General features: G+C 53.5%; 17 protein-coding genes. 11 read left to right on the top strand and 6 right to left on the bottom strand.

The window, feature by feature from the left end; genetic code table 11:
* Positions 1-13: 13 nt before the first annotated feature.
* Positions 14-430 carry a MarR family winged helix-turn-helix transcriptional regulator gene (locus NW747_RS02935; protein ID WP_273187941.1) on the bottom strand — a complete coding sequence of 139 codons (417 nt, stop codon included), beginning with the start codon at positions 428-430 and terminating at the stop codon, positions 14-16.
* A gap of 710 nt (positions 431-1140) precedes the next feature.
* A complete protein-coding gene (locus NW747_RS02930) occupies positions 1141-2145 on the bottom strand; it encodes an alpha/beta hydrolase (protein ID WP_273187940.1) in 1005 nt (334 codons plus the stop codon).
* Between the two features lie 334 nt (positions 2146-2479).
* Here NW747_RS02930 and NW747_RS02925 point away from each other — a divergent pair, with 334 nt between their 5' ends.
* On the top strand, positions 2480-2899 hold the full coding sequence (locus NW747_RS02925; protein ID WP_273187939.1) for a hypothetical protein: 420 nt from the start codon (positions 2480-2482) through the stop codon (positions 2897-2899).
* A 558-nt stretch (positions 2900-3457) separates the two neighbouring features.
* Positions 3458-4816: a hypothetical protein gene (locus NW747_RS02920; protein ID WP_273187938.1), complete on the top strand. Its 1359-nt coding sequence runs from the start codon at positions 3458-3460 to the stop codon at positions 4814-4816.
* 953 nt (positions 4817-5769) lie between these two features.
* Here NW747_RS02920 and NW747_RS02915 read toward each other — a convergent pair.
* Genes NW747_RS02915 through NW747_RS02905 form a run of 3 tightly spaced genes read right to left on the bottom strand, consistent with a single transcriptional unit; the run spans position 5770 to position 8118 of the window.
* Positions 5770-6672 carry a metal ABC transporter solute-binding protein, Zn/Mn family gene (locus NW747_RS02915; RefSeq protein WP_273187937.1) on the bottom strand — a complete coding sequence of 301 codons (903 nt, stop codon included), beginning with the start codon at positions 6670-6672 and terminating at the stop codon, positions 5770-5772.
* Complete coding sequence (locus NW747_RS02910) at positions 6669-7463, bottom strand: metal ABC transporter permease (RefSeq protein WP_273187936.1); 795 nt, start codon at positions 7461-7463, stop codon at positions 6669-6671. Before NW747_RS02910 ends, NW747_RS02915 begins: the two co-directional genes overlap by 4 nt.
* Positions 7450-8118, bottom strand: coding sequence for a metal ABC transporter ATP-binding protein (locus tag NW747_RS02905; protein ID WP_273187935.1), 669 nt, complete (start codon positions 8116-8118; stop codon positions 7450-7452). The genes NW747_RS02910 and NW747_RS02905 overlap by 14 nt, the downstream gene beginning before the upstream one ends.
* A 380-nt stretch (positions 8119-8498) precedes the next feature.
* Here NW747_RS02905 and NW747_RS02900 point away from each other — a divergent pair, with 380 nt between their 5' ends.
* From NW747_RS02900 to NW747_RS02860, 9 genes are all read left to right on the top strand, one after another.
* Positions 8499-8924 (top strand): Hsp20/alpha crystallin family protein, encoded by a 426-nt coding sequence (locus NW747_RS02900; protein ID WP_273187934.1) that lies wholly within the window; start codon positions 8499-8501, stop codon positions 8922-8924.
* 458 nt (positions 8925-9382) lie between these two features.
* Entirely contained in the window at positions 9383-11095 is a 1713-nt protein-coding gene (locus tag NW747_RS02895) for an ABC transporter ATP-binding protein/permease (RefSeq protein WP_273187933.1), read from the top strand.
* A 1719-nt stretch (positions 11096-12814) separates the two neighbouring features.
* Entirely contained in the window at positions 12815-13723 is a 909-nt protein-coding gene (nikB, locus tag NW747_RS02890) for a nickel ABC transporter permease (protein WP_419095312.1), read from the top strand.
* Position 13724: 1 nt separating this feature from the next.
* Positions 13725-14552, top strand: coding sequence for a nickel transporter permease (nikC, locus tag NW747_RS02885; protein WP_273097178.1), 828 nt, complete (start codon positions 13725-13727; stop codon positions 14550-14552).
* Between the two features lie 104 nt (positions 14553-14656).
* Positions 14657-16234 (top strand): ABC transporter substrate-binding protein, encoded by a 1578-nt coding sequence (locus NW747_RS02880; RefSeq protein WP_273097179.1) that lies wholly within the window; start codon positions 14657-14659, stop codon positions 16232-16234.
* A 249-nt stretch (positions 16235-16483) separates the two neighbouring features.
* Positions 16484-17269: an ABC transporter ATP-binding protein gene (locus NW747_RS02875; protein WP_273187932.1), complete on the top strand. Its 786-nt coding sequence runs from the start codon at positions 16484-16486 to the stop codon at positions 17267-17269.
* The gene (locus NW747_RS02870) at positions 17266-18078 is read left to right on the top strand and encodes an ABC transporter ATP-binding protein (protein ID WP_273187931.1); all 813 of its coding nucleotides are present in this window, start codon (positions 17266-17268) and stop codon (positions 18076-18078) included. Before NW747_RS02875 ends, NW747_RS02870 begins: the two co-directional genes overlap by 4 nt.
* Positions 18079-18170: 92 nt before the next feature.
* The gene (locus NW747_RS02865; protein WP_273187930.1) at positions 18171-19391 is read left to right on the top strand and encodes an S-layer homology domain-containing protein; all 1221 of its coding nucleotides are present in this window, start codon (positions 18171-18173) and stop codon (positions 19389-19391) included.
* Between the two features lie 273 nt (positions 19392-19664).
* Positions 19665-20459 carry a substrate-binding periplasmic protein gene (locus tag NW747_RS02860; protein WP_273187929.1) on the top strand — a complete coding sequence of 265 codons (795 nt, stop codon included), beginning with the start codon at positions 19665-19667 and terminating at the stop codon, positions 20457-20459.
* 66 nt (positions 20460-20525) lie between these two features.
* Here NW747_RS02860 and NW747_RS02855 read toward each other — a convergent pair whose 3' ends face one another.
* Positions 20526-21854: an MATE family efflux transporter gene (locus NW747_RS02855; protein ID WP_273187928.1), complete on the bottom strand. Its 1329-nt coding sequence runs from the start codon at positions 21852-21854 to the stop codon at positions 20526-20528.
* Between the last annotated feature and the right edge of the window lie 43 nt (positions 21855-21897).

Here is a 21897-nt window from a genome sequence, read left to right as displayed (position 1 = left end):
TTTCCTTTCCTGATTATAATTTTTTCTCCAGTTTCAGAAGAAGTGCCTTGCAGGTTTCCACCTGCCTCGGCGTCAGGGCCCCTTCTATGGTTTCATTGATCTTTTCTTCCAGGGGAGACAGGGTGCGTATCAGGTCTTTTCCCCCGGTGGTGACGGTGAGGATCAGGTTCCGCTTGTCCTGAAGGTTTACCGTCCTTTCCACCAGTCCCTTCGCTTCCAGGCGGTCGATCAGAGCTTTGATGGTATTCTGGTTCTTCTCCATCCGGTCGGCCAGCTCTTTCTGGCAGAGGGGGCCTTCCTCATCAATCATGCGAAGACCCACCCACTGTTCAATGGTTATGTCGTTGGCTTTGAATATTTCATCCAACCGGTAGTGCACTTTCCGGGAAACCCGGCCCAGAATGAAACCCAGGGTATTGTCCAGATCCATATTTCCTCCTTTGTATGATTCAATGGGCTCACTGTATTTATGAAGGCAGGGGAAGAAAGGCTGCCCGCTGCGGGCTCACCGCTTGGGCAGGAGGACTGCGCCCCTATGGGGGTAAGGGTTCAGGAGCCTTTACGGACAAGCCCCTATGGGGCTTGAAGGTTCTAAAGTTTGACGGGGCTATCGCCCCGAGGGTTCTAAAGTTTGACAGCGGCTTTGCCGCTGAGGGTTGTGGTGGGCGCCTTACATTTATAGAAGGCGCCCTCTTATGATAAAACCTTTACAACCGCCCTGCGGGCGTCGGAAATGCATTCCCCCTTTTGGTGGCACTATAACCCGTGCTTACTGTAGAGCCATTTATGAAGAGAGTGTTTCGCGGTGTTTTATTCTGCCCCCGCTTGCGGGGGAAGTCCGGCGCAACCGGATAGGGGGAGGCGAGCGCAGCGAGCCAATCAGCAGAATGCCTATCATGCCATATGACATAGAAAGCCAATCCCGTAACGCTGACTTTAATAATCTGCGGCGAAGCCGCCACCACAACCCTCGGCCTGAAAGGCCGTCAAACTTAAGAACCCTTGGGCCGAAGGCCCATCCATCTTAAGCACCTTTTTCCACAACCCTTCTACACAACCCGCCGCCGCAAGGCGGTGCCCCTTTGCGCCCAAAGGGCGCTGAACCCTCTGAACCCGGGCCGCGGAGCGGCCCCATTGCCTTTATTTCAAATAGGAATCAAAAAATTTCGTAATGATATCCATCACTTCCTCCTGGTTCCAGTAAATGCCGCCATGGGCAGCGCCTTCTACCAGGTACCGTTTGGAAGGAATATGGTTTTTCTGGAGGGCCTGGAAAAGGAGGTCAGTCTGGCTGGGAGAAACCACGGTATCCGCCGTGCCATGCATGAGGAGCATGGGGGCGCTGGTTTTGGAAATATAGGTTATGGGATTGGCCTTGGAGGCGCCGTCCGGATTGGCCAGGATGCCGCCGTCTTTCCCACCGAAGACGGGAGAGCCGTTTACCCAGAGCGCTTCTGTGGCGCCGGCGGATTTGTGGGCTTCTTTGACAGCGTCGCTGTAATCATCGCCAATGCGGGTTAAGTCTGAGAGACCGTAGAGGTCTACGGCTGCCTTCACATTACTGTTTACATTCAGATTATCCCCTTTATCGAAAGTGGTGGTGCCGCTGGTGGTTCCCGCCATGGCAGTGAGGTAGCCGCCGGCGCTGCCGCCGACGATACCTACCCGGTCAGGGTCGATGTTGAACTGGTCCGCATGGGCCTTGAGATAGCGGATGGAAGATTTCACATCCTCCAGGGGCTGGGGGAATTTGGCAGTCGGTGCCACCCGGTACTGAATGGAAGCCACCACATAGCCTGCTTCTGCCAGGTGCATGCGGAGCTGGATGCCATTGTCCTTGTTGGCATTGATGAAACCGCCGCCGGTTACGTAAACAATGGCCGGCAGCTTTTCCTTCGATTTGGGCTGCAGGATGTCCATTTTCATGGCCACATTGGGATAGCCCCGCATAGGAACCTGTTCATAGACCACATCGGAAATCTGGTTAATAAGCGGTGTCTTGACAGGCACGGAAAGAAGGGTGCTTTCCACTTTTCCCGGCATACCTTTTGTAGCAGAATCCACATTCACATCCATAGCCATGGCGGTCCCTCCCAGCCAGAGGCTCCCTGCCAGAGCAAGGGCCATTATCATTTTCTTCTTCATAGAGTGTCTCCTTGTCAAATCATACGATATAGAAGTAATTGACCCTATATTACTATGATGTCGTAGGAATGTCAAATGGGGGATGGGGAATGGGCCGGCTGTCCGCTTACCGCTGGAAATCAGATGGTCAGAGGGCAGACATCAGACAGGCTGTATTTTCCGGACCCAAAGAAGCGACGGTACATGTCAGACTGTTTTCCTCCCGCAGGTCATTTTTGCTTAGAATGATTGGGCCAGGCGGTATAATAAACTTGTGGCGAAGCCGCCGCTATTACCCTCTGAACCCTTTAAACCTTCTGACACCGAACGTAAGATGAAGAACTTTTCGCGCCCTTTGGGCGCACAAGGAGGAACCATAAAATACAAAATCATCCTGTGCACTGCTCTTCTGCTGGCGGCTGGATTTTCGGCTCCGGCCCACGGGCCCTATGACTGCTGGGGCTATTCGGAAAAGAAGCCGGGACTTTACTGCGTCATTCCCGGTCCCCACGGAGAAAGGCCGGGGATGGACAGGTACTCCCGCTCTGTGGTGCTGGTGTCGGTGGACGGAGATATGAAGCGGAAGGACATGGAGAAAATATGCAGAAAATATGACCTGTCCATTCTCTATGAATATAAAAATTTCTCCATGTATGCCCTGCAGACGAATGGAGATCGAAGGGACCGGGAAATGAATGAGCTCACGGCAGCGCTGGAAAAAGAAAAAGGCATCCTTTCCGCAGAGCGGGACAGGATGCTGAGATTGATAGAATGAAGGGGGATTGACGCGGGAAGCTGCATTCCCGAAGGTTGACACGCCTTATGGACAAGCCCCTATGGGGCTTGAGGGTTCAGGCGCCTCTCGGCGCCCTGGTTCTATCGTTCGTGTGCTGCGCACCGAACGATGGGTTCAGCCCACAGAGCGGGCTGGTTCAGAGGGGAGTTTTATATGCCGCTGCCTGGGGCAGCGAAAACCGTACAACCGCCCTGCGGGCGAGGAAATGCATTCCCCCTTTGGTGCCGTAAGGCACCAAAGGGGGGAAAGCCACCGGAGGTGGCTGATCGACGTAATGCTTTTCATGACGTATGACACAGAAAGGTGAATCCATAACGCTGACTTTATAAGTATTGCCCGAAGGGCAATCCACAACCCTCGGGGCCGAAGGCCCCGTCAAACTTACGAACCCTCCGGCCCATAGGGCCGGTCCATCTTAAGCACCCTTTTCCTCAACCCTTTTCCACAACCCGCCGCCGTAGGCGGCCATAACCTCCAGCCCCGCAGGGGCTGGGGGTTATGGTATACTGACGGTAGAATGATAAGGGAGGGAATCCTATGAAGAAAAGAGTGATGGCCGGCCTGGTGCTGGCGGCAGTTTTGACAGCGCCATTTACGGCGGGAGCTGCCTATTTCGGAAACCGGCTGGGCACGTCCAATTCCGAAGTATCCCTGCGGGGCACGGCATTAAAGGACGGAAAGCTGGTGGACTTTGGCCGGGAAGTCTGGGGCCGTGGCATGACGGTGGAGGTGCAGCATGTACAGGGGGAAGAGGCCTGGTACCTTCATATCCAGGATCTGTCCCGGGAGAGGGGAAAGAATTTCTTCAGTGATATTACCCTGGCCCAGAAGGAGCGAAAATGGAACCTTTCGCCCCTTCCGGAAAATCCGGACAGCACTTTTCCTTCCAAATATGCAGGCCTGGACCTCTGGTATGTGATGCCAAAGGATCTGGTGGACACCATGATGGCTTCTCCCAGGAACTGGAAGCTCACGGCCCGTAAGGAAAACGGAAAAAACTTCGGCCACGATTTCAAAAATCTGGCAGGCAAGGTGAGCCTTATGGGCAAAGAGCCCGGTACCGTGCCCAACTACGGTCCTGCCTGCAGCGTTTATTTCTCCGGAGAAACGCCCCGGTCAGTGCAGCAGGCTTTTCTCTACCATCTGAACGACAGGGATGAAAAGGGAAATCCCATTTCCTACGACGGATACTACCGCTACTATGAGGAAGAAAATCCCTATGCAGCGGAATTCATTTACGAGTACTATGGCAGCCAGTACAACGGCTATGTGGCTTTCCATCCGGAAAACGGCGGCACCTGGGTGGACATGGATTTCTGGAATTACCATACCTATCGGAGCAAAACGGGCTTTGGCGGCTACTATTCCAGCAGCACCATCCAAACCGATGTGAAGGATGAATTTGTGAACCAGGGATTTCAAGCGGTGGAAGAGGCTTACTATGACCTGGAAAATCACCCGGACTACGGCATAGAACTGGAAGGAGGATTCAACAAGTCCCATCCCAAGGTGAAATCGGTGGACCGAGACCATCATCCCGAGCTTTCCGCTGTGCAGAAGGGAGACTGGATTCTGTCCATAGACGGCGTGGATGTGACGGCGGTGAACTACTTGGCCCGGTACGCCCTGGACTACGCCGGCCCCGATGACATTCTCCATATTACCCTGAAAAATGATAAAACCGGTGAATACACGGTCGACGCCAAAGCAGTCATGAAAGAAAGAAGGAAGACCCCGGACTTTTCGTATGAACCGCAGCTGGCAAAGGACGGACTGATGAAGGAAGGAAATCCAGCCCAGCTGGCGCCCTGGGTGCCCCGTCACGAAGTCTTCGCCCCTTGGGACGGGGAAGGCCATATCATGGCACCGGCCTTCCGAAACCTGGTGAGATGGTAGACTAGTGGGATAGTGATCTAGTAAAAGTCATTCCTCTGAACCCTCTGAACCCGGGCTGCGGCGCGGTCAGGATCGGGACCTGGGCGGTGCTTTCCAGTATTCCCGAAGGTTGATACGCCTTATGGACAAGCCCCTATGGGGCTTGAGGGTTGACGGCCCTTCGGGCCGAAGGTTCTTAAGGGGCTTAAGTTTGACGCGCCTTTGGCGCGAGGGTTGTTGTAGGGCGCCTCTAAATTATAGAAGGCGCCAGTTTGTATAAAACCATATAACCGCCCTGCGGGCGAGGAAATGCAATCCCCCTTTGGTGGCTGGCGCCACCACCTTGCCCGGTGGGAAGCATGTCACTGGATTCGCGGGTCGCCTACAGCTCCCCTATGAATCCAGTTTTTTTGCCACCCCCGCAGTTCGGTGGGGCGGCAAAAGGAAAGCGCCTTAATGGGCAGGCCAGGCGCCTTACCTCGCCCCACTTGGAGGTCCTATGCAGGACCTCCACAGGGGACAATAACCCGTGCTTACGGTAGAGCCATTTATGAAGAGAGTGTTTCGCGGTGTTTTATTCTGCCCCTGCATAGAGGGAAGTCCGGCGCAGCCGGATAGGGGGAGGCGAGCGAAGCGAGCCAATCAGCAGAATGCTTATTACGCCATATGATACAGTAAGGCAAGCTCGTAACGCTGACTTTATGTTCATCGCCCGTAAGGGCGATACCACAACCCTCGGCCCGAAGGGCCGTCAAACTTAAGAACCCTCCGGCCCAAAGGGCCGGTCCATCTTAAGAACCCTCCCTCATAACGCTGACTTTATAAGTATTGCCCGAAGGGCAATCCACAACCCTCGGGGCCGAAGGCCCCGTTAAACTTAAGAACCCTCCGGCCCATAGGGCCGGTCAATCCTGAGAACCTTCCCCTATGAACCCTCGGGCCAAAGGCCCGTCAACCCTCACACCCCAAAGCCTCTAGTTCAAGGCTTTATCTATTTTTTCCAGATTGTCCCTCATGGTATCCAGGTAGCTTTCACTGCCTGGCTCTTCCAGGGTGGACAGGGTTTCGGCGCTGGCGCCGGCTTCGCTGGCCAGGGTGCGGGCCAGGGCGGGGTCCATCATTTCTTCAGTGAATATGGTTTTCACATGATGAGCGCGGCAGAAGCGGATGAGTTCCACTAGTTTTCTGGCCGGCGGCTCTCCGGTGGCGAAGGCGTCTTCCACGCTTTCCTGGGTGAGGGAGAAGTCCCGGGCCAGGTAGCCGAAGGCGGCGTGGCCAGTGACCAGTTCTTTCCGGGGGGCCTTGGCCAGTTTTTCCCTGTATTCCTGCTGCAGGCTGTCGATGCTTTTGGCGAAGGTGTCGTAGTTTTTCATGAAGAGGTCTCTGTTTTCCGGGGAGGCGGCGATGAGGCCGTCCCGGATGGCACGGGCCTCTTCTTTCGCTTCAGACAGGCCCAGCCAGGTATGGGGATCGTAGTCGCCATGTTCTTCCCGTTCTTCTTCATCTTCCAGGGGGATGGGGACCACGTTTTCGGAAGCTCTGACCACCACCTGGTTTTCAGCGCCTGCACTCTGCAGGGCCTTGTCTGCCCAGTGTTCCATGCCCATGCCGTTGTAGACGAAGACCCTGGCCTGTTTCAGCCTGATCAGGTCTCCGGCCCGGGGCTCGAAGTCATGGGGCTCGATGCCCTCGGGTACCATGACGGAAATGGAGACGGCGTCTCCTCCGATGGCTTCTGTCAGTTTTTCCATGGCGCCGAAGGAGACGGCCACAGGGATTTTTCCTTCTTCCGCCGGCGGCGCTTCTCTGCCGCAGCCGGCCGTGAGGGCCAGCAGGGTGAGGAGAAGGGCCATTTCTTTTTTCCAATCGAATTTCATGGGCGGAGCACCTGCTTTACAAGGATGGTCACAAGGAGCAGGAAGGCGGCGGTGAGGGCCGTCACGCCGCCGGGAGCGGCACCGATGAAGTAGGACAGGAAGAAACCGGACAGAATGGAAAGGAAGCTGTATGCAAGGGAAGCCAGGAAGGTGGTTTTGAATCCCTTCTGCAGCTGCAGGGCGCTGGCTACAGGCAGGGTAATCATGGACGTAATGACCAGAATGCCTACGGAGCGGATGGATACGGAAATAGCGGCGGCCACCAGAAAGGCGAAGAGGTAGTTCAGCCGCTTCACGTGAACGCCGGCAATGCGGGAGGCCTCTTCGTCATAGGTGATGTAGAGAAGCTGGTGGTAGTTCAGGATGACCGTCACCACGGCAGAGAGGCTCAGCACGGCGGTGACTGCCATGTCTATGGGGGATACGGTAAGCATGGAGCCGAAAAGATAGGCGTCGGCGTTGGCATGAAGATGGCCGGAGCTGATGAGGGTGATGGCAATGCCTACGGATACGGACAGCACAATGGATAGAATGAGATCCGTATATTTTTTGAAATACTGGCGCAGGAATTCGATGAAAAGCCCTGAGAGGGCGGTGAAGGCAAAGGAAGCCAGCACCGGACTTTCCCGGAAGAGAAGGCCCAGGGTGACGCCGGCCAGGGACGAGTGGGCCAGGGTGTCGCCAATCATGGAGTAGCGCTTCAGTACGATGAAAATACCGATGCAGGGGCAGAGGATGGCGATGCAGATGGAAATGAAAAGGGCATTTTGCATGAAATCATAACTGAACATGGCCGCCCTCCTTTTTGATATACTCTTCTATATAATGGGATACGCTGCAGAGGTGGCCCTTTCCGCTATCCACATGGTAGAGGCCGGAAGACACCTGGCCGGCTTCCTCCATATTGTGCTCCACCGCCAGCACGGTGAGCCCTTTCTCCCGGTTCAGCCGGGAAAGCTCTCCGTAAATCTCCCGCTGGCTTGCAAGGTCCACGCCTGTGGAAGGTTCATCCAGAATGAGAAGGTCCGGGCTGCCCATGAGGGCCCGGGCAATGAGTACCTTCTGGTGCTGTCCGCCAGACAGATTTCCCATCAGTTCCCCTCTATAATCCTCCATACCGGTGACGGAAAGGACATCCTTTACGGAAATGGATTTCAAATGGAGCAGCTTTCCATAGGAATGAATGACCTCGGCCACCGTAATGGGGAAGGCATGGTCCCGGGAAGGCATCTGGGGCACATAGCCGATCTGCCTGGCCTCACAGCGGATGGTGCCCTTCACGGGGGCTAAAAAATGAAGAATCAGTTTCAGCAGGGTGCTCTTGCCGCTGCCGTTGTTTCCTACAATGGAAATATAGGATCCCTTCGGCACATGGAGGGAAATGTCCTCCAACAGCCAGGGCTCCCTGCCGGTGTAGGAAAAATACAGGTTTTCTATGTCCAGCATAATGACTCCTTTAAGGAAGCGCAGGCTTCCGGAATACAAATATCTTCTCTCATCATATCATAGCGGGGGAGAAAATCTGAAGAATCAAATTTCCCATGGCCCATCCATGGGGCCCCGTCAAAAAAATTGTGAAAAATTTCTGGAAATCTGAGTACAAAATAGTCAAATAAACGATTTTAAATAGTCAAGAACATTAGATATTATCGGAATAGTCAATATATGAAAAAGAAAAGTCAAAAATATTTTAGCACTCACTTGACAGGAGTGCTAAAAGTGCTATACTATAGTTGTCAGGAGGGAAGGGAACCGGACAGGGAAACCGGAAAGGTTCCCGGACACCTGAACATTACATGAAAAATAAAGGAAAGAGGTCTTTGATTATGGGTAGCATGATTCCGTTTGATGGTTTGTTTGGTGACAGCGTTCTGGATCATTTCTTTGATGATGTTCCCACCATTTATAAAGATTATGTAGCAGTACCGAAAGTAGATATCGAGGATCTGAAAGACCGTTATGAAATTACCTGCGATATGCCGGGATTCACCAAAGATGAAGTTCATATCAGTTATGAAAACGGCATCCTCTCCATTGCCGCTAAGAAAGAGAACAAGACAGAAACGAAAGACGAAGAGAAACATTACATTCGTCATGAAAGAGGTGCCGTTGGATTCCAGCGTCAGTTCACTGTGAAAGGCATTAAAGAAGACGGCATCAAAGCCAGCCTGAAAGACGGCGTGCTGAAGATTGCCCTTCCGAAAGAAGATCAGAAGAAAGTGGAAGAATCCCATCGGATTACCATTGAATAATGGATTTTATTTGTGAAACGAAGATTCCTGGTGATGCCAATGAAAATGGTAACTCCAGAGGTATGATTCCTGCCGGCTGAAGCACGGTCAGGCGGCAGGAATATCCTCTATAGGGACCTGTCCTTGGAAGGGCAGAGCCCCTTTCGCGGGAGAGAAAGGCAGATGCCGCTGCCGCCGGCTGTGGCTATGATTTCTCTCCTGCAAAGAAACGATTGCTTTTCTTACAAATTATCTCCCTCCCAAATCCCAAAATATTTGTTCATACTAACCACCCCTGAAAGGCCCGGAAAAGAGCGCTCCTCTTTTCCGGGCCTTTTGCGTTGGCCGGATTCCTTTATCAAGTCTGATCATCACATGCCGGGCAAGGGACATGGGGCTTAAACCGCTGGATTTTCGCGCCGCCTTTCTGCCTGTAGTATAATAAAAAATATTTTCATCATAACTGTGAAGGAGGACCTATGGTTTCAGGACAGTGGAACCGGGAGACGGTGAAGGCTTTATGGCAGCTCACCAGCCGGTATTGGAGAAGTGAAGAAAAGAAAAGCGCCTGGATGTACCTTGTGGGCATTATTATCCTTACCATGGCAGCGGTGTACATGACGCTCCTTTTGAATGACTGGTTTAATGAATTTTACAGCGCCCTGCAGAATTACGACAGCACCGCCGTGTACCATGGACTCATCCGGTTCACCGCCATTGCCTTCGGGCACATTGCCTTTTCCGTCTATGCCTACTACCTGCAGCAGACCCTGGCCCTCCGCTGGCGCCGGTGGATGACGGAGAAATACCTGTCCCGCTGGACGTCCCGCCACATGTTTTACCGGCTGGAAATGTTTTCCGGCGGCCGTTCGGACAATCCGGACCAGCGTATTTCCGAAGACATCAATCTTTTCACCACCCGCACCCTGTCCTTCATGGCCGGTCTGCTCAAAGCCATCACCACCATATTCTGCTTCATCTTCGTCCTCTGGTCCCTGTCGGAACCGCTCATCCTTCCTCTGCCGGGCCTCACCATCCATATATACGGATATCTGGTATGGACCGCCCTGGCCTATTCCGTCATCGGCACCTGGATTACCCACAAGGTAGGCCATAAGCTGGTGGGGCTGAATTTTGTGCAGCAGAAACTGGAGGCCGACTTCCGCTATGCCATGGTGCGGCTCCGTGAAACTTCGGAAAGCGTGGCCTTCTACCACGGCGGGAAAGAAGAAAAGAAAATTCTCTCTGGCCGTTTCCATAAGCTTCTGGTGAATACGGTGTACATTATCAGAAAACAGAAACAGCTGTCCTGGCTTACCAATTCCTATGGCCAGATTGCTATTATCTTCCCCTTCGTGGTGGCGGCGCCCCGGTACCTGTCGAAAAATATTTCCCTGGGCGGCCTGATGCAGGTGGCCAACTGCTTTGGCAAAGTACAGGAATCCATGTCCTACTTCGTGGACGTCTACTCCTCCCTGGCGGAATGGATGTCCTGCGTGGAACGACTCCTTACCTTTGATGCCCATATGGACCATATGCTCCAGGAAACAGAAAAAGAACAGGGCCATCTGGCGCGGAAAGAAGGAGGTTCATCCCTCATCCTCTCCGACGTCACCGTCCGCCTGCCCCAGGGAAAAACGCTGCTCTCCTCCCTGTCCTGCACCATTCAGGAAGGAGAAAAGGTGATTCTGAAAGGCCCCTCGGGCTCCGGAAAATCCACCCTCCTTCGCCTGCTGGCCGGCCTCTGGCCCTACGGCGAAGGGGTCATCCAGCTGCCTTTGACTGCTGAAGTCCTCTTCATTCCCCAGAAACCCTACATGCCCATGGGCACTCTGGAGGAAGCTGCCTTCTATCCCAAAGGAAAAGGAAACAGGGAAGAACTGGTGAAGCTCATGGAAACATGCGGCCTTACCCGCTGGAAGGACCATCTGGAAGAAGAAGGAGACTGGAGCCATATCCTTTCTCTGGGAGAGCAGCAGAAACTGGCCTTCGTCCGCATTTTCCTCACCCGCCCCCGCTGGGTATTCCTGGATGAAGCCACCTCCGCCATGGATGAAGAAACGGAAAATCACCTCTACAGCCTCCTCACCTCCATTCCCAATATCACCGTCATCAGCGTAGGCCACCGGTCTACACTGGATAAATACCATACCCGGATACTGAAAATCCGGGAAGGAAGACTGGAAGGGTAGGGATCGGGACGGTGCTTACCAGTATTCCCGAAGGGACCTGCGCCTGCGGCGCAGAGGGGCATATAGCATCCATCGGGCCTCTGGCCCTCGGTGCCAAGGGTTGTGTAGAAAGGTTGCATCGCTTCGCTCAGGAGGCCGCCGATTGGCGGTCAGGGAAACGATAGAGTATCAAATCGGTGCTTTACCTCGTACACCCTTTCCCGCTGTGCGGGAATTCCCCTCAAGGGGAAACGAGAAAAATAGGTGGCACTGGATATTGTGTCACATATGACACAGACAGCCAATCCCGTAACGCTTCTTGCGTCCCCTTTAGGGGAAGAGGGCCACAAAGTGGCGAAGGGGTGGACGGTGGTAATCCTGATTATGATACTCGATGTGGACGTGACTGCCGAAGGTGGCCCTCCGGCCCTTGGTGCCAAGGGTTGTGTAGAAAGGTTGCATCGCTTCGCTCAGGGGACCGCCGATTGGCGGTCAGGATAATGATGGAGCATCATATCGGTGCTATGCCCCGTACCCCCTTTCCCGCTTCGCGGGAATTCGCCCCCGATGGGAAGCATGTCACTGGATTCGCGGGGCGCGGGGCTCCCCCTATGAATCCAGTTCCTTCGCCACCCCCGCAGTTCGGTGGGGCGGCAAAAGGAAAGCGCCTTAATGGGCAGGCTAGGCGCCTTACTTCGCCCCACTTGGAGGTCCTATGCAGGACCTCCACAGGGGACTATAAAGCTCCGCTATGCTGTGAGCTGCTTATGAAAAGGACTGCTTTTTAGAGCTTTATTCTGCCCCCTGAACAGGGGGCAGTCCGGCGCAGCCGGATAGGGGGAGGCGAGCGCAGCGAGCCAATCCGCAGAATGTTTATCATGCCATATGACACAGAGAACCAATCCCGTAACGCTGACTTTATAAGCATTGCCCCCTAAAGGGGAAACGACTCACTACATTTTGCGCGTCGCTAGCGCTCCTTCACCCACTGCTGTCACTGACTCACTGGATTTTCAGGTCGCTGATGCTCCCTTACAAATCCAGTTCGCATAGTGCAAAATGTGTTCGCTGTGCACCGCAGGGCAATCCGCAACCCTCGGGGCCAAGGGCCCCGTCAAACTTTAGAACCTTCCGGCCGTCAGGCCGGTCAATCCTAAGAACCTTTCCCCTTTGAACCTTTAGAACCCTCGGGGCGAAGCCCCGTCAACCCTCATGTGCGCATTCTGCATAGAATGCGCAAGTCAGCCGAAGTTGGCCCTTAGCCTGCCCATAAAAGGGCCTTCCTATTGTCGGCTGACCGTTCGCAGGCGTGTCCCCTGAACCCTCACACCGCAGGCGCGTCCTTCAGGGGGCTTTTTTTATGAAAAAAGCAGGGAATCTAAACCATGAAATAAAATCATACCATGATTGAATATTAGCATTTCATAAATAATTGTTAAATAAATGGTTGCGAATCTCAAAATATAATGATATACTGTTTTCATGAAAAACCAATGATAGCGAGGGCGAGACGTCACGCCAAGAAGGACGCAGCCGGTATCGTTGGGAAATTTAAAGAGTGATGAGGAAACAGCTCTTTATCTGCTATGGGGTAAAGCTAGCATTTGTTTATTGTTTATGTTTCTACAAGGTCCCTGTTTCCGGCCTTGCTTTTTTCGTGCTTTTTTTAAAATGTGAGTTGACTAAAACAGGAGATGGTTGGATTTGGGAAAGAAACAGTTGGCCCTGAGGCTGGGAGAAATGGTGCTGGTTCTTCTGGGCATCAGCTTTATCACGTTCTGTCTGGTCATGCTGGCGCCGGGGGATCCGGTGCGTCAGATGATTGCAGGCAATGAAGATATTGTGGTGAGCCAGATAGAAATCGATGCTCTTCGTCATGAGCTGGGATTGGATAAGCCTTTCCTTTTCCAGTACCTGGACTGGCTGGGAAGGGTGCTTCATGGTAATTTCGGCTATTCCTTCATGATGAAGAAGCCGGTACTGGAGGCTCTCATGGGAGGCCTGCCGGCTACCCTGATCCTGGCGCTGGCATCTACTGCGTTTATGCTTGTTTTTTCCATTCCTCTGGGGATTTATACGGCGGTAAAGAAAAACAGCTGGTTTGATTACCTGGTCCGGGGCTTTTCCTTCCTGGGCGTTTCGGTGCCCAATTTCTGGATGGGCCTGATGCTTCTCTGGATTTTTGCCCTGAAGCTGGGAATGCTTCCCATCGTGGGCGGCAGCATTTCTTTAGAAAACCTGATCCTCCCCATGGTGACGCTGGGCGTGGTGATGACATCCAAGTACACCCGGCAGGTACGGGCGGCGGTGCTGGAGGAGCTGAACCAGGACTACGTCATGGGCGCCAGGGCCCGGGGATTTTCGGAATCCCATATCCTCTGGAAGGAAGTGCTTCCCAATGCCCTGCTTCCTCTGGTGACCCTGCTGGGGCTGGCTTTCGGCTCCCTTCTGGGCGGCGCAGCGGTGGTGGAAATCGTATTTTCCTGGCCCGGCCTGGGATATATGGTGGTAGAAGCCATTACCTACCGCGATTTCCAAACGGTGCAGGCCATTGTGCTCTGGATTGCCTTCATGTACATGGTGATTAATCTGGTGGTGGATCTGTCCTATCGCCATCTGGATCCGAGACTTCGGAAAGGAGGCCGGTAATATGGGGAATCTTTGGAAAGGATTCAAAGAACATCGAACCTTCCGGTTCACCAGCCTGCTGGTTATCCTGCTTATCGCCCTGGTGGTGCTGGCGCCGGTGATTGCTCCCTATAACCCCCTGGAAGCGGTGATGAAGGACGCCAACCAGGCGCCTTCCATGGCCCATCTTTTCGGCACGGACAAGCTGGGAAGAGATGTGCTGTCCCGCATTCTCTACGGCGGAGCCTACTCCCTGTCCAGCGTGCTGGCCCTGGTGGCCATCATTTTCTGCGTAGGCACCTTTCTGGGCCTTGTGGCCGGCTACTTTGGCGGCCTCATTGATACCGTCATCATGCGTATAGCAGATATGATGATTTCTTTCCCCGGCGTTATCCTGGCCATTGCCATTGCCGGTATCATGGGCGGCAGTCTGGTGAATGCCATGATTGCCCTGACAGCCGTGACCTGGACCAAGTACGCCCGCCTGTCCCGGTCCATGGTTTTGAAAATCAGGAAACGGGATTTCGTGGATGCTGCCATTGTCAGCGGCGGTACCAGTTCCCATATCCTCTGGACCCATATCATGCCCAACGTAGTGCCTATCCTGGTGATTACAGCGGTATCCGACATCGGTGCCATGATGATGGAACTGGCAGGCCTGTCCTTTCTGGGCTTCGGCAGCCAGCCGCCGGCACCGGAATGGGGCCTCATGCTTAACGAGGGCCGTCAGCAGCTGCAGACAGCCCCCTGGCTCATGGTTTTCCCGGGGCTTGCCATCTTCATTTCCGTGGTCATCTTCAACCTCTGGGGCGATGCGCTCCGGGATGTACTGGATCCAAGAGATCAATAGCGGGCCGGCGGTATGGTGAGCCGGCAGGCCGCGAAACGGCTCTACCCATCGTTTTTTTCACGCCTATGGCGTTTATTTCCATATAGAAAGGAAGCGTTCAACAGATGAAATCAATTTACAAGAAAGGTGCTCTTTTGGCTGCAGCTGCTTTGATGGCCTTTGCCATTACGGGGTGCGGCGGATCAGGATCCAATTCCAAAACAGCCAAAGACACCCTCACCGTGGGGGTAACGAACTTTGCAGACAGCCTGGAACCGACAGACAACTACTTCGGCTGGCAGGTCATGCGCTACGGCATCGGCGAATGCCTTGTCCATTTTGATGACAAAATGAATGCAGAGCCCTGGATTGCAGAAAGCTGGAAAGTGGCTGATGATAAAATGTCCTGGACCTTCAAAATCAAGGACATCAAGTTCTCCAACGGCACACCGGTCACCGGCGAAGCAGTGAAGAAATCCATTGAACGTACCTTTGCCAAGGCGCCCCGGGCGAAAGCCATGTTTGAACTGGACCACATCACCGCTGACGGCCAGAACGTGACCATTTATACGAAAAAACCGGTGGCTACTCTGCCAGGTATGCTGGGGGATCCGCTCTTCATTATTGTAGACACCGATTCTGACGGCAAAGTGGACTTTGCAAAGCAGGGCCCTGTTTCCACAGGCCCCTACATGGTGAAATCCTTCTCCAAGGCCAAGACAGAACTGGATGCCAACCCCCATTACTATGACAAGGTGCCCTTCGCTCACGCCCAGATCAATACCATTGACGATCCCAATACCCGGGCCATGGCTCTCCAGAAGGGAGAAATCGATGTGGCTGTCAACATTGCCCCCGGCGATATGCAGCTTTTCCAGGATAAGAATAAATTCACCGTGAGCACCATTTCCTCCATCCGCGACGTGCTGGCCCGCCTGAACGTTTCCAATGGCAAGCCCCTGGCTGACAAGAATGTAAGAAAGGCACTCCTCCAGTCCCTGGACCGGGATACCTACTGCAAGGTGCTCCTGAAAGACACCTTCACTCCCGGCGGTCCCCTGCTTCCGCCGTCTGTGGACTACGGCTTTGACAAACTGAAGGCGGAATATCCGGATAACTACAATGTGGAAAATGCGAAGAAACTGCTGGCAGACGCTGGATGGAAGGATACCGACGGCGACGGCTATGTGGATAAAGACGGCAAGAACCTGGAACTGGATTTCATTTACTACAGCGGCCGCGCAGAACTGCCTCTCTTTGCAGAAGCCACCCAGTCGGATGCCAAGAAAGTAGGCATCAAGGTGAACCTGAAGAACGTGGACTACAACGTCCTTGACGGCATTGGCACCCGCGGCGAATACGACCTGCTCATTTCCAACGTACTGGCTGAGCAGGCAGGGGATCCGGAAGTCTTCATCAACATGTACTGGAAGACCAATGTAAACGGCAGCAACCCACAGAACGGCTCGGGCTACAGCAATCCTGCCTATGATGCTCTCTCTGACCAGCTGAGCCAGGAATTCGACCCGGCGAAGAGAAAAGAAATCATCGAACAGATGGAAAAAATCATTCAGGACGATGCGGCTACCCTGGTCTTCGGCTATCCCCAGACCAATATGATTTCCAGTAAGAAAGTAAAGAATGCGGATATTAAGCCCTGCGACTATTACTGGGTAACAAAGAGCATCGTTCCGGCAGAATAAGGGCTGCTGTCCGCTGTCCGCTTACCGCCTGTGCGGGAAGGGGCCGCGAAGCGGTAGAAGCCGGTACTATAAAACTTGCGGCAAAGCCGCCACCTCAACCCTCGGGCCTGCAGGGCCCGTCAAACGTAAGAACCCTCCGGCCCATAGGGCCGGTCAATCCTAAGAACCTTTCCCTATGAACTCTCTGAACCTTCTGAACCCTCGCGCCCACAGGCGCATCCATAGTATTCATCATTCACAGGAGCCAATATGCTGTTAGAAATCAATGATCTGGGCATTGCCTATGGTAAGGCAGAGCCTGTAGTACGACACGTTTCCTTTACGTTAGACCAGGGAGAAATCCTTGCCATTGTAGGGGAATCGGGGTCAGGAAAGACCACGGTCATCCGTGCCATCCAGCATGTGCTGCCTGGAGGCGGGCACATAGCGGAGGGCACCATGATTTTTGAAGGAGAAGACACCCGGAAGCAGTCTGCCGAAAAGCACTGCAGTCTGGACGGGAAGGACGTTTCCATGATATTCCAGGACAGCGGGGCCATGATGAATCCCATCCGGCCCATTGGCGTCCAGTTCCGGGAGTATCTGGCCCTTCACGGCATGACCGATGAAAAAGAAGCCCACCAGCGCATGGTGGACATGCTCTCCATGGTGCGGCTGCCGGATCCGGAGCAGATTCTGAAAAGCTACACCTTCGAACTTTCCGGCGGCATGCGCCAGCGCGTAGGCATTGCCATGGCCATGGCCTTCCATCCGAAACTTCTCCTGGCCGACGAACCCACCAGCGCCCTGGATGTAACCACCCAGGCAGCCATTGTGAAGGAAATGATGGAAGTAAGGAAAAAGATGAACACCGCCATTATCATCGTCACCCATAACATGGGGGTGGCAGCCTATATGGCAGACCGCATTATGGTGATGAGACAGGGCCGGGTGGTGGAATACGGGAAAGCGGAAGAAGTCATTTACCATCCCAGAGAAGACTATACGAAAATGCTTCTGGCTGCTGTACCGGTGCTGGGAGGTGAAACGGCATGAAGGGATATGGAGAAGAAATCCTCCGCATGGAAGATATTGTCAAAACCTTTGACCTGGGCGGCGGGAAAAAGCTGACAGCTTCCGATCATGTGACCATCAGCCTCCACAAAGGAGAAACCCTGGGAATCGTAGGCGAGTCAGGCTCCGGGAAATCCACCCTGGCCAAAATTCTGACCCGGCTCTACACCATGGACAGCGGGCGCATCCTCCTTCACGGGAAAGACATGACTGCCCTGAAGGGCGAGGAATTCCGGCAGGCTAGAAAGAATATCCAAATGGTTTTCCAGGATCCCTCTACCGCCTTCGACCCCAAACAGCGGGTCCGGGATATTATCTGCGAGCCCCTGATGAACTACGGCCTCATCGGAAAAGAAAAGGTGGATGAAAAAGCGCGGGAAATGCTCCGCCTCGTGGATCTGCCCGGGGACTTCGCAGACCGCTATCCCAACAGCATGTCCGGCGGACAGCGGCAGCGTATTGCCGTTGCCCGGGCCCTGGTGCTGAAGCCGGAAATCATTATCTGTGACGAAGCCACCAGTGCCCTGGACATGTCGGTACAGAAGACGGTGATCGAACTCCTTCATCGTCTGCAGCTGGAAACAGGGGTGGCCTACTTCTTCATCTGCCACGACCTGGCCCTGGCCAACATGTTCTGCGACAACATCGTAGTCATGCAGCATGGCAGGGTAGTAGAAAAAATCAAAGACCTGTCCGAAGCGAAAGATCCCTATTCCAGAAAGCTGCTGGCCTCCGTCTTTACCATTGAAGAAGGCAAAAACAAAGTCCTGCCGGATGAACTGTTCGGCTGAAAGGCAGCAGGGGCTGGCTCGTTTCCTGCCGGCAAGAAATACACTGTCCCCAAGCCGGACAGGAAACCTATTATATCAAAGGAGAATACATTATGAAGAAAATCATGGTCCTGGCTGCAGCGGCAGCCCTGACTGCCGGCGTTTCCGCCCTGGCAGCCAATCCCTTTTCCGATGTAAGCACCGATGACTGGGCTTACCAGGCGGTATCCGACCTGTCTGACCAGGGAGTGGTGGAAGGATACCCTGACGGTACCTTCAAAGGGGAAAGAAATATCACCCGCTATGAACTGGCCCAGATCATTGCCCGCCTTATGGCAAAGGAAGACCAGCTGAATGCGGAGCAGCGGGCCACCCTGGATAAGCTGGCCGGCGAATATGCCGATGAACTGGCAAATCTGGGCGTTAGGGTTTCCAACTTGGAAAAGAAGGTAGGAAATATTTCCTGGTCCGGCGATGCCAAAATGTGGTATGTCAATAACTCCAAGAAAACCAGAGGAGATTCCTGGAAAGGCCGTATGCGTATCAAGGTCAGAGGCCAGGTCAATGATTCCACCTATGTCCAGGGCCGTTTCAAGAACCAGATGGATTTCAAGGGAGACAATTCGTCGGATACCATCATGGACTGGCTCTATGTAAACCATACCTTTGGCGATGCCAATGTAACCTTGGGACGTATGCCGGTCACCATTTATGACGGCTTCATGTTCGACTCCACCCTGAAAGGGGCAAAACTGGCCTATGGAAAGGATGCCTTCGACGTCTCCCTTTCCTTTGGCCGCCTGGTAGATAATGAATGGCTTTATGACTCCTCCACCTTCGATGCCGTCCTGGCAGAAGCAGGTTATGACTTTGGCGCAGCCAAACTTCGGGCAGCCTATGTGAAACTGCCGGGAGATAAGGGAAAGGAAACAGCCCACTTCGACAATATGTGGAGCACCCACCTCTCCATTCCGGTGAAGGACTTCCAGATTTTCGGGGAATATTGGGATTCCAATGCCAAAAAGGCAGACAAGTCCTGGCAGGCAGGCCTGGGATACAACAATTTCTCCATGAAGAAACCGGGCTCCTTCGACCTTAATCTGGCCTACAACAAGGTGGGCTATAATGCCAACCTCGATGGTACCACCTATGATACAGGGGAAATCTGGAACGGCATAGCCAAAGACAAGACCCTTACCTACTGGAGCATCTTCGGCGATGTGGCTCTCATGAAGAATGTGTCCCTCCATGGTGAATATGCCTTTGACCTGGACAATCAGAAGGATGGATTTGATGATAAAGCCTGGACCCTGGCACTGAACTATAAATATTGATGGGGATTTCCTGCGGTTTCATCTGCGGGATGCCGGTACCAATGAAAAAGACTCTGCCTTCCAGGGCAGAGCCTTTTTTCATACCCGGGAGGGGATTCATGGGATTTCCTTCCTCCTCCGGGGCATCGGGCCGCAATCTGCTTTATAAGTTTTTTATACGCACACGATTAAAAAGAATTGAACAATTAAAGTTGAAAAATTAGAGAATATAATATATATTTAATATAAATAATTTATAAATCGTTATAATATAAAAATTAGAGGGAGGCTTCTATGAATAACTGGAAGAAACTGGCAGCTGCCGTCATGCTGGCAGGGGCCGTCGTCATGATTCAGGGGTGCGGCGGAAACGGGGAAGAAGCAAAAAGCATGGAAAAAGGCAGGGTATGGAAGGTAGCCACGGAAGCGGCCTATCCGCCCTTCCGCTATGTGGATGAGAACAGTAACCTGGTGGGCTTTGAGGTCGACCTGCTCAAGGAAATCGGCCGCAGAACCGGAGCGACCATCGAGTTCAGGGATATGCCCTTTGACAGACTGCTGGACGCGGTGGCCGGAAAACAGGTGGACATGGCCATAGGGGCTGTCACAGTGACGAAAGAAAGAGAGAAACTGGTGGCCTTTTCAGACTCCTACTACCGGCTGAGCGGATACTCTCTCCTTGTAAAAAAAGGAAATCCACCGGTGCGGAATGAAGAAGAACTGGCTGGCAAAGTGGTGGCGGCCAAAAGGGGATCTACCAGTGAAGCCAGGGCAAAAGCCCAAAATCCCAAAGAAATCATATCCATGGACCATTATGAGGACATTTTCAAAGCCCTGGAAGCAGGAAAAGCGGACGTGGGCATTACAGGAGACCAGGCGGCCCTTTACGAACTGGAGCATGGCGGCAGCAGCCGGCTGTCCCTGTCCGGCACCATTCCTACGGAAGACAATTTTGCGATTGCCCTTTCCAAAGATAATCCTCAGCTGAAGAAGGAAATCAATGAGGCCCTGAAAAGCATGATGGATGACGGCACCTATGACAGCCTGGCCCATAAATGGTTCTTTGTCAAAGCGGCTGACAAAGAATGAACCCATCACAGGCCAATCAAAAACTGTGCGGAAATGAGAAATTTCTGCACAGTTTTTTGATTTCTTTTATCCCGCATCGGGAAGGAAGCCCCTCTTTGCGGAAAGGCGGTTCACCAGAAAGGCGGCGCAGGAGGCGCGGATGACCTGGTCAATGAAAAGGGCGCACCAGGTGCCGATGAGGCCCATGTCCAGCACATAAATGAAGAAGGCTGTCATGAGAGGCCTGAGGAAGGTGATGGACAGGAAAGAATAGGCCGCCACCTGGGCCGTCTGTCCGCTGCCCCGAAGGATGCCGGCGCCCCAGAGGGCCAGCGCCTCGGGGTAGCTCACCAGGGCAATGAAAACCATGATGGGGCCCGCCAGCACGTGAAGAGCAGGATCGGAAGAATAGATAGAAAAGAGGGAGTCCTCAAAGAAAAGAATGCTGACGCAGGCTGCGGTGGAAAGGAGCAGGCACCAGCGGAGCCCTCTTTTCCGGTACTGCTGCCAGTCGGCCATTCTGCCCCGTCCTACAGCCTGCCCGGCGCTCACCATGCCTGCTTTGCCGAAGCCCATAATGAAATCATAGTAAATATCGCAGATATTCATGCAGATGCTGTGCACCGCGAAGGGCACCGTACCTAGGCCGGCGGCCATACGTGAAAAGAGCACCATGCCCATGCGCTCGCTGCCCTGCTCGCTTAATACACTGCTGAAAAGGGGACCCACCTTTTTGAAATAGGCGGCATCGGGAATCCAGCGGCCCCCATGGAAGAAGCCTTCCCGTTTAAGAAGGAACCAGGCATAGAGAAGAGAGAAAAGAGTGCCGGCAGCGGTGCCTATGGCAGCACCAAAAACGCCATAGGCAGGTACAGGCCCCAGCCCCCGGATGAGGAGGAAACTCAGCGCTGCGTTCAGCAGATTTCCGCAGATATTGGTTTTCATGATGGAAGCCGTATTTCCATACCCCAGCTGCACCGCCTGCAGAATGAGGGTAAGGGAAGTGAAATACACCGCCAGAAGGGCCAGGGGGCTGTACTCCATGGCCAGGGGCAGGTAGTCGGAAGAGGCGCCCATGAGGATTAATATATCTTCCAGAAAAATGAAAAAAATCCCGTGCAGCAGTCCCAGGGCCAGAGCACCCAGGAAAAGAGACTTCTTCAGAAGATCCGCCGACGGCTCCTTCTCTCCCCGGCCTGCATAGTTACAGGACACCAGGGTCACCGCCGAAGCCAGGGAACGGGAAAAGCAGAGAAGGATGAGACGGGGCTGGAGAAAGATACTCACGGCAGCCACCGAAAGGCTCCCCAGAGCTCCCACCAGTATGAGGTCCGTGGAAGCAAGGAGAATCATAAAAAGCCCCTCCAGTGCGGCAGGCAGTGCGATTTTCAGGTAATGTCTGTCGTAACAGTTCATAGGAAATCCTTAAAATACAATATTAAAACATTAAATTAATATA

It is taken from the genome of Dialister succinatiphilus (assembly GCF_928721695.1).
GTDB lineage: Bacteria > Bacillota > Negativicutes > Veillonellales > Dialisteraceae > Dialister > Dialister succinatiphilus.
The sequence above is the reverse complement of the archived record's forward strand: the minus strand, read 5'-3'. Positions and strand labels throughout refer to the sequence as shown.